Here is an 8,841-nt window from a genome sequence, read left to right as displayed (position 1 = left end):
TTTGGCAATACCACCAGTCAACTCAGCAGTGGTGGCACGTTACAGGTCATTGACCCGGATCACGATCAAGCCGGTTTTATCGCACAAACCATCACTACCGCCGAAGGTGGTCGGTTCAATATCAACGCACAGGGCCAATGGTCATACGATATTGACAATGATAAAGTCCAACATTTAGGCGCAGGGGAAAGCTTCCAGCAAACCTTTACCGTTGAATCTATCGATGGCAGTGCTAAAAAAGATATTACAGTGGCCGTTCATGGCACCAATGATGCTCCCGTCGCATCGGCTGAAGTGCGTTTAGCGAATGGCTTGGAAGATACCCAAATAGTCCTCACCCCAGCACAGCTACTGGCCAATTCTAGCGATGTTGACGACAACGATATTGGTAAATTATCCATTGAAAACCTACAGGCTGACCATGGTGCTATTGCGTTAAATGCCGATGGCACATTTACCTTTACCCCAGAAAAAGACTATAACGGCGATGTACACTTCAGCTATGACGTTAAAGATGCTCACGGTGGTGTGACTCACACGGGCGCAACGACTAACTTAGTACCTGATTCTCCTATCCAACATGACGCTCCTGATTTTGAGCAAGTTAACAGTGAGGAGTTTAGCGTTGAGGTGGATATCGCCATCACGAATGACGATGAATCTAACCAATTGGACAGTGCCGACGCAATACAAAGTGGTCATGAGAATGATGCCTCAATGAATGGCGCAAATGCTTACCTTGATGCCCTTGGTATCACACCAACACATCACGCAATAGAAAATGAGCTGCAACATCAACCCGCTGACATGGATCTTGTTTGGGCGCAAAGCGAGCAAGCGTCACTCGTTGATGAACATGGTATACATATTGATGTTTCTGATGCAGTTACAGATGAAAGTCATCAACATGATAATGGTCACGACAACCAACATGATGATCAGCATCAGCAAGTCGATAATCTAGCAGATATTGATCCCAATAATTAATACCATTTCTACTAATAAAGTGATTAAACATTGGGTATGAAAAAGGAGTGAGTTAAAGGCGAACATTGATGTAAAGATTACTCCATTTACGAAATATTCAGCGCTGAAATAGCTTCTTTTAACAAGCAAGTTGAACAGTTATTTAGTGGCTTGGGTATAAATGTAAACCCAAAAAAGGAACGCTAGATAGCGTTCCTTTTTTATGTGTGATTATTTTAAATGAAGTTATAAAAAGAAACTAACGCTCACCAAACGCCACGCTAACATTGGTATAAATCGGTTTCCATAAGTATTGGAACACCGACTTCTCGCCAGTTGTGATGTCTACTTCACCCGTCATACCCGGCAGTATGGAAAAGCTTTCAGGGTTATCACGGAAGTAAGGCGTATCAACCGACACTACAACTTCATAATAGATCTCGCCACGTTCGCTTTGACTTGTGGTCGGTGAAATACTCTCTACCGCCCCTTTTAAAGCCCCAAAGCGGCTGTAATCAAACGCATCAATCTTGACTCGAGTGGGCTGCCCAACACTCACAAAACCAATATCTCTTGGGGACAAACGTGCTTTGAAGTCAGCGTTCCCTCCGACAGGCACAATTTCAACTACCGTGCCACCCGGCTGAATAACACCACCATCCTGCGTGCTTGGTATGCTTTGCACCAAGCCTTGTAGCGGTGACACTAACATAGTGTTCGTCAATTTAGCTTGGCTTGAACGAACTCTAGCATTCAATGCTGATAAGTCAGATACGGCTTTAGAACGATCATCGCTCACTTTAGCTTTCGCTTCCGCCAGAAGCTGTATGATTTTTTGGTCATTACTGTCAGCTTGTCTAATCAATACCGACTTCTTACCACGAGCTTCTTCGATTTTCTGTTCGATACTGGCCAATTTTTGTCGCATTTCAAGCACACGTAAACGTGAAATGTTACCCGCTTTATAACCCTTCTCCAGTATGTTCAACTCTTGCTTAGTCGCATTTAACTCTTTCTCATAACTCGGCAAGGCCTTTTCTACGCTACGAAGCTGCTCTGCAATTTGCTCGCTCTCTTTCTCAAGCACCACACGCTTTTGGAAGTAGAGGGCTTTTTGCGCGTTCAGCTGCGCTTTTTGCTGGCTGACGATCTCTGGGTAATCGACCTCAAACTCAGCAAGGTTAGGCTCACGTTGCTCAAGCAACGCATTCATACGTTCCACACTGGCTAGAAGCGTCACTTGTTGGGACTTTAGCTCTTCAAGGGCGGTACGCTGGAAAGTGGCATCAAACTCAACAAGCGGCTGGCCTTTCTCTACCAACTGGCCTTCTTTAACAAGAATTTGCTTTAACTTACCGCCAATCGCACTTTGTAATACTTGCTTCTCGCCTTCCGGAATCACAGCACCTTTGGCTTTGGCGATTTCATCAACTTGAGTGACTACAGACCAAGTGGCAAAAGCAATAACACATAAGGCAACCGACCATGTGGCCAGCGCCAATGTACGAGCCGTATTTTGTGATTCAACAAGCTCACCGTAGCGCTTGCCCTTCTCGATAGATTGTTTAGTCATTAGCGACTCCTTGCTTAGACTCTGATTGTTCTTGTTGGGCTGCATTTTGTTGAGCAGACGCCTCTTGAGTTGACGGCTGTAGCTCTTGAGATAACGGTTGCTCAGATAACTGCGGTTCTTGAGAAGCTTGAGGCTCTGAAGGCTGTTCCTGCTTCGAAGACTGCTCCGGCTCTAATGGACCGGCATAAACCACTGCACCTTCATTTAATACCACCACTTTATCGGCAAGCTTGATTAAATCCGGATCGTGGGACGTGTAAATCACCGTTGCTTTTCCTTTTTTCGACTGCACAAACTCACCAAATATACGTTTAGCATTTGGGTGAGCATCAGGCACAGGATTATCCATTAAGAACATTGGGTAGTCATAAACCAGCGCTTTTGCATCAATTAGGATCTGCGCGACGCTGCCAGACAACATGTCAAAAAGGCTGTCCGGCTGAATACTGCTGATGGAAGTATCGAGCCCACCTGATAATGTCTCGAACCAACGCTTTCCGCCGACCATTTCAATTGCAGAGATCATTTTCTGATCTTCGACTTTGTGACCGTCGTTTAGCCACTCTCGAATACTCAGCGTAAGCAAATCAGGATATGCGGCTCGAATGAAACACCAGTGGCGATAAAGCTGCGGGTCGTATTGAACGAGGTTAACGCCTTCAAGCTCGACCATGCCATTTTGGATAGGCTGCAAGCCAGACAGCACTTCAATTAATGTTGATTTACCGCTCCCAGAAGGGCCGGTAATCGCGACAACTTCACCGGCTTCAATATCAAAACTCACACCATTCAAAGCGGGGCGACTCTGTTTGGGATAGCGCAGCGTCACTTGGTCTAATTTCAAGTTAGGCGCTACCACGGGTAACGGGTGATGCTGGTAACTGAATTCACGCTCAGACGGCTGAGACAAAATACGGTTCACTTGCAGCTTGGATTGATTAAAGCTATTAAAACGCATCGCGCTGTTTGCCAACACCTGAGCAGGACCCGTCACCTTAGATATCAACATCATTGAAGCAATCAAACCACCGGGCGTCATCACTTGTTCAAAAATAAGTCCTATGCCTAACCCCATCACGGCGAGTGTCGAGCCCACACCAATGAAATAGTAAATCGAGGTGTACCGACTCTGGAGAACCGATTGATTAAAGGTCACTGTTGAAGCAAGAAGATTGGCTTTTTTGAAACGTTGAATCCAGTGCTCTGAGAATCCAGCACTGCGAATAAAGGCAAGCTTGGATGACAGCTCATTAGTCATGTTTTGACGATTCGTACCTGCGACTGTCGATTGCATCGAGCGCTTGCTGCTAGAGCGTATCGAGCGTTTTGCTAGCAAGTAATAAAGGATTAAAGAGACGACTGGAACCAGTACCAACCATCCGCCTAAAACTCCTATCGCTAGTACAAAAATTAGAATGAATGGTAGGTCAAATAACGCATTTCCTAATGGCCCCGATAGCACACCTGAAATACGCTCTGACAACATCACTTGGTTTTGCTGACTAGAAGAAGCTGTTTGCTGATTTTGAGCATAGCTATTACGAAGCAGACGCTGCACGAGGGATTGAGAAATCTCACGACTTACTCGGTTGGAAACTGAAGCAAACACTCGGCTACGTAATGTTCTCAACCAACCCATCATCACAAACAACAACGCCGCGCCAATGGCGATACCTTGCAACTCATGCCCTGCATCACCACCAATCACATGGTCATAAATCGACATCGTGATGAAGGGAACAGCAAGCGCAAATAAGTTAGTGATAAAGCTGACCAATAACAATTTAGGAATGATGGGGCGAAACGCATGTAACCTTTCACCAACCCAATCAGGAGAGGCCTTCTCTAATGGTGGCCCTTCGATAACAATACAAAACTGAGGGACATCGGTGATGTCGTTATTGGCATTAAAGGCAACAAATTGCTTGGATTCCAAATGACCAGAGACCAGCTCATGTTCACCAAGTACCAGTAAGACCAATTTATGTTCACCAACTTCATCTAGGTTGGCAACCAAGCGATAAGGCAGTGCAAGCCTGTCGAACAAGGCAAACATATCGTCGATTGATTCAATGCCATTTTCATCGACCCATTGATGTGCGAACAACTGGATATTAGCATTAACTTCCAACTGCTTAAGAACGGAAAGGCTCTCGGTTTCTAAATGATTCATCACCTCTTGTCGACCGCTGGTATCTGCACGGTTGTTCGTACCTGAAGGGTTACCAATATCTAAACGATTCATACGACGGCCTCCTGATTGCTCTCGCTGTCGACCGTAATAGCTCGACTTTCCACTGTAATGATTCGATTAGCAAATTCGCGAAGCTTCGAATGGTAGCTCACCATCAGTATCGTGCGTCCTGCCGTTACTTCTTCTTCCAACACCTTAGCTAGATTCCCAAGGGCGTCTAAATCAAGTGAAGAATCCGGCCTTTCCAACATGATTATGGGTTTATCACTTGCCAATTGAGCCGCGATATTGAGCATTTTCACGTTACCCATACTCAACAAAGAAGCACTCGTATGGCCAATTTTTGTCTCTAGTCCATCGGGTAATCGAGTAATCTCTTTGGTTAAACCCAAACGCTTTGCATAGTCACTGGCGCTTTGCGTTTTCTCAGGGTCAAACCCGCACAAGTTGTCGAGAATAGTACCCGACACCAACTGCCCTTTAACGCCACAGTAGGCAGCAATATTGGTTACGGATGCGATTGAAACTGCAGCTCCGTTAATGAAGCACTCACCCGCTTTTAGATCATCAATACCTGCAATCGACGACAATAAATGACTGTTGGTGTGGCGATCCTCACTCTCTAACAAAACCAACTCACCTTTATTCAGTGTGACATCTGCATGAGAGAGTTCACCATATCTTTCAACGGTCGCTTGCTTGATTTCCAACGTCTCAAAGTCAGATAAGTGGTTCTCAACTTGCTCAGAATCTGAAGATTCCGATAATGATAAGTCACTCAATTTTTCTATTGCCTGATTGGCACTGTGTATTGAATTAAGCTTGATTCTAACCCCAACCAGAACACTCAAAGGCGCAACCGCTCTGCCAGATAAGATAGAACATGCCGCCAAGCCACCAGTAGTTAACTGACCATCCAACACCCACAAGCTCCCCGTAATTACGAGTAAAACTGACGTGGCTAATGCGGCAAGCTGAATACATTCTTGGGCAAAGGCGTTCTGTTCTTCTTCTCTCGCTTTAGACTGAGAGCGAACGTTATTGAGGGATTTAAACTGATTGAAGATTCGAGACTCAACAGCCTGACGTTTGATTCCTTGAATGGTTTGGCTCAGTAAAATCAAGAACGCTTTTCGCTCCTGCTCATCTTGGGAAGCTTCTTCACTTAGACTTTTAACGCGAATAGAAGATAACCAAACGATTCCGAGAGTAATCAGCCAAACTGCCAAAGGTATCGCCACCAGCTCACCGCCGATGTAAGCCACCAAGCCCAAGAAGATCAAGGCAAAAGGCAAATCAATAAAGCCTGCAATCACACCACCGGAATACCAATCTTTGACTTTGGATACAGAACCAAGCCCCTCTTCCACGCCGCCAACACCAATGTGGCGGAGATGGCCTGATGAAGCCGTTGTTACTCTTTCAACCAAAGTTTGATAGGTCGCTTTCTCGGTATTGCTGGCCGCGGCTGACAAAAGCCAAGTACGCACAAACCGGATCAATGCTTCCATGGCAACAGCCAACGCTGCACCCGCCAACAACAAAGTGGCAGTACCGTAACTTTGGTTAGGTAAAATACGATCGTAAATTTGCAAAACCGTTAACGGAACGGCGAGAGAGAGAAGATTTATGAGTAAAGAAGGCAGTAAGACTTTCCCCACCACCCCTTTGTTTTTCATTGAACTTGCGGGCATACACAATCCTTATCCATGCTTATGAAATAAGATTGGTACACCATGTTGAGTATTGCAAGGTAACGGACTGATTTAACGTGTTTTTCAATATAAATATGACACAGATCTTTCTACACAAATCTGTGGCTATACCCGTACCTTAAAAACGCTCCTTACAAACGCTCGTTACAAGTGCTCCTTACAAACAATTGTCGTAATCCGTTATCGCCTGCTTTAACTTTGAAAAGTCTGAGTTACATAAATACGGTTTCAGCGCTTCAAATTTATCTGAGGGCCACTCGTATATTTTGAATGACATGAGTTCGTCAATAACGGACTCATCAAAGCGGTATTTGACGACTTTAGCTGGAGAACCACCGATAATGCTGTATGGAGCGACGTCTTTAGTCACCACACTATTCGCTGCAACCACAGCGCCTTCGCCAATCGTCACACCGGGCATCACCATCGCTCTCATGCCTAACCACACCCCATCTTCAATGTGAGTGTCACCTTTGCCAATGTAGGCATCGTCGATTTCCCATCGAGGCTCCCACTGGCGGCTGACTTCGTCGCCATGTAAATAACGGACGACAGATTGCTCGAACCCATTATCCCAGCAATCGCTGTAATAACTGTGTTGACCTTTTACGTGAATATTGGGGTTGGTTACGACTTCATGCAGCAACTCGAATTTGGACCAATGCTTCTTTTGCATTTTTACCTCTGAATGATCTATTAAGTTTTATTCGTTAACTATCAAAATGTTCGACGATGCAAATCCAAGGTGCACAAACTAACGCCCTATAAACACAGGGTTCACTGGGATGAATAGTGAGTATCACGCTTAAATCATAGCAATATCGCTAAAACTAAAGAGACGTCAGTGGATTCGAGGTTGCTTAAGAAGAGGAAGTAGTTTCAAAGTTTGCTCAGTTTTTATCGATAACTTGGTTGGATAATTTACAGGCGTAGTGTAACTGTTTAGTCGCGCCAATTTGACAGGAAGATGTGATTAATAAGGTTTCAAATTTCGTTTCGTGGAATACGGAATGAACAAGAGCCTGCGCGATTACACAGGCTCAAACTTAGACTCAGCTATAAACTTCGGAGCTCGCTTGGAGCTGGGCTCAGCGACTACATGCGTGCAAGCTGTACTTTTCTGTCTTTATTCACCACGCAGAAGTTACCGCGCTTAGTACGACACTTAGAGCATCGTTCGCATTCAACAGGGCTTCTATCCCCTTCCTTCCAACGCTTCACTAAATGGGGTTCAGAAAGCAGCGGTCTTGAAAGCGCGAAGTACTCAATGCCCGTGTTGTTTGCAATCGCTTCGATAGCATCAAAATCCGTTAGACCACCAACCGTGATCACTGGGATATTAACGTCTTGGCTAATCGCGTGACCATACTCATGGAAGTAGCCTTCAGCTTGAATGGTAAAACCATCGTGCGACTCGCCAATCATAGTGTCTGCTTTGCCATGAATATTGCCTGACACGACAATGCCATCCACACCCACTTGTTCAAGCTTTTTACAGACAATACGTGTTTCCTCAAAGGTGACGCCACCTTCAAAAAACTCGGATGCCGTGAGCTTAACCAAGATAGGGAAATCATCACCCACCAGCTTACGTGTCGCGGTATAGATCTCTAACAAAAATCTCATGCGGTTTTCTAAGCTACCGCCGTATTCATCTTCACGTTGGTTGTAATAAGGGCTTAGAAATTGGTTAATCAGGTAAGTGTGAGCGGCATGAATTTCAACGCCATCAAAGCCTGACTTCTGTGCTCTCAAAGACGCTTGAGCAAACGCATCAACAATGTAGTCGATCTCGTCTTTGGTCATCGCTTTGCCTAGAGTTTGAGTTCCTTTTTCTGGAACCTCACTTGGTGCGTAGATTACTCGCTCGCCAAGGTCATGCGTGGTTTTGGTGCCACCATAAGCCAACTGCATCACGATTTTAGAGTCGTTGTCGTGCACCAGTTGAGTCAGCTTTTGATACTCTTCAATGAATGAGTCGTTATACATACCCATCATGCCTGCATTCGGCTTTTCTTCTTCAACAATGTTCGCGTAGCCCGTCACGATCAGGCCGACTTCACCTTGAGCCAACTCTTCATAGATAGCGTACAGTTTATCTGTCATATGCCCATCTTCGGTGGCCATATTTTCCCACGTTGCACTTCTCATGAAGCGATTCTTTAGTGTCATCTTGCCAATGTGGGTTTCTGTAAACAAAGTGCTCAAGTGTCTTCCTCTCAAAATCGTGTTACGCAAGTTACCCATTAAGCATGGGCACTGATTCAGGCGGATACTACAGAGAATAAGGCAGCGAAAACTTAATCTAGATTAAGAGAGCGGCACTCTCATGTGAGAAAGATATAGAAAGCATCAAAAAGAGATAAAAAAGATTGGAGAAATGGTAACAAAAG

The 8,841-nt window shown here is 45.1% G+C and carries 6 protein-coding genes; 1 reads left to right on the top strand and 5 read right to left on the bottom strand.

Annotation, left to right across the window (positions count from 1 at the left end; translation table 11 throughout):
* A partial coding sequence (locus A136_RS03060) for a VCBS domain-containing protein (RefSeq protein WP_029235216.1) occupies positions 1-987 on the top strand: 987 nt, incomplete at its 5' end.
* Between the two features lie 238 nt (positions 988-1,225).
* Here the strand turns inward: A136_RS03060 and A136_RS03055 are convergent.
* From A136_RS03055 to A136_RS03035, 5 genes are all read right to left on the bottom strand, one after another.
* Positions 1,226-2,539: an HlyD family type I secretion periplasmic adaptor subunit gene (locus A136_RS03055; RefSeq protein ID WP_017061737.1), complete on the bottom strand. Its 1,314-nt coding sequence runs from the start codon at positions 2,537-2,539 to the stop codon at positions 1,226-1,228.
* Positions 2,532-4,784, bottom strand: a complete 2,253-nt coding sequence (locus A136_RS03050; RefSeq protein ID WP_017064446.1) for an ABC transporter transmembrane domain-containing protein — start codon at positions 4,782-4,784, stop codon at positions 2,532-2,534. The genes A136_RS03055 and A136_RS03050 overlap by 8 nt, the downstream gene beginning before the upstream one ends.
* Positions 4,781-6,427 carry an ABC transporter transmembrane domain-containing protein gene (locus tag A136_RS03045; protein WP_017064445.1) on the bottom strand — a complete coding sequence of 549 codons (1,647 nt, stop codon included), beginning with the start codon at positions 6,425-6,427 and terminating at the stop codon, positions 4,781-4,783. The genes A136_RS03050 and A136_RS03045 overlap by 4 nt, the downstream gene beginning before the upstream one ends.
* 178 nt (positions 6,428-6,605) lie before the next feature.
* Positions 6,606-7,124, bottom strand: coding sequence for a CatB-related O-acetyltransferase (locus A136_RS03040; protein WP_017064444.1), 519 nt, complete (start codon positions 7,122-7,124; stop codon positions 6,606-6,608).
* Between the two features lie 419 nt (positions 7,125-7,543).
* Positions 7,544-8,656 carry an NADH:flavin oxidoreductase gene (locus A136_RS03035; RefSeq protein WP_032546839.1) on the bottom strand — a complete coding sequence of 371 codons (1,113 nt, stop codon included), beginning with the start codon at positions 8,654-8,656 and terminating at the stop codon, positions 7,544-7,546.
* Between the last annotated feature and the right edge of the window lie 185 nt (positions 8,657-8,841).

It is taken from the genome of Vibrio crassostreae 9ZC13 (genome assembly GCF_000272045.2).
GTDB classification, from domain to species: Bacteria; Pseudomonadota; Gammaproteobacteria; order Enterobacterales; family Vibrionaceae; genus Vibrio; species Vibrio crassostreae_C.
This window is presented reverse-complemented; position numbering and strand designations above follow the sequence as displayed.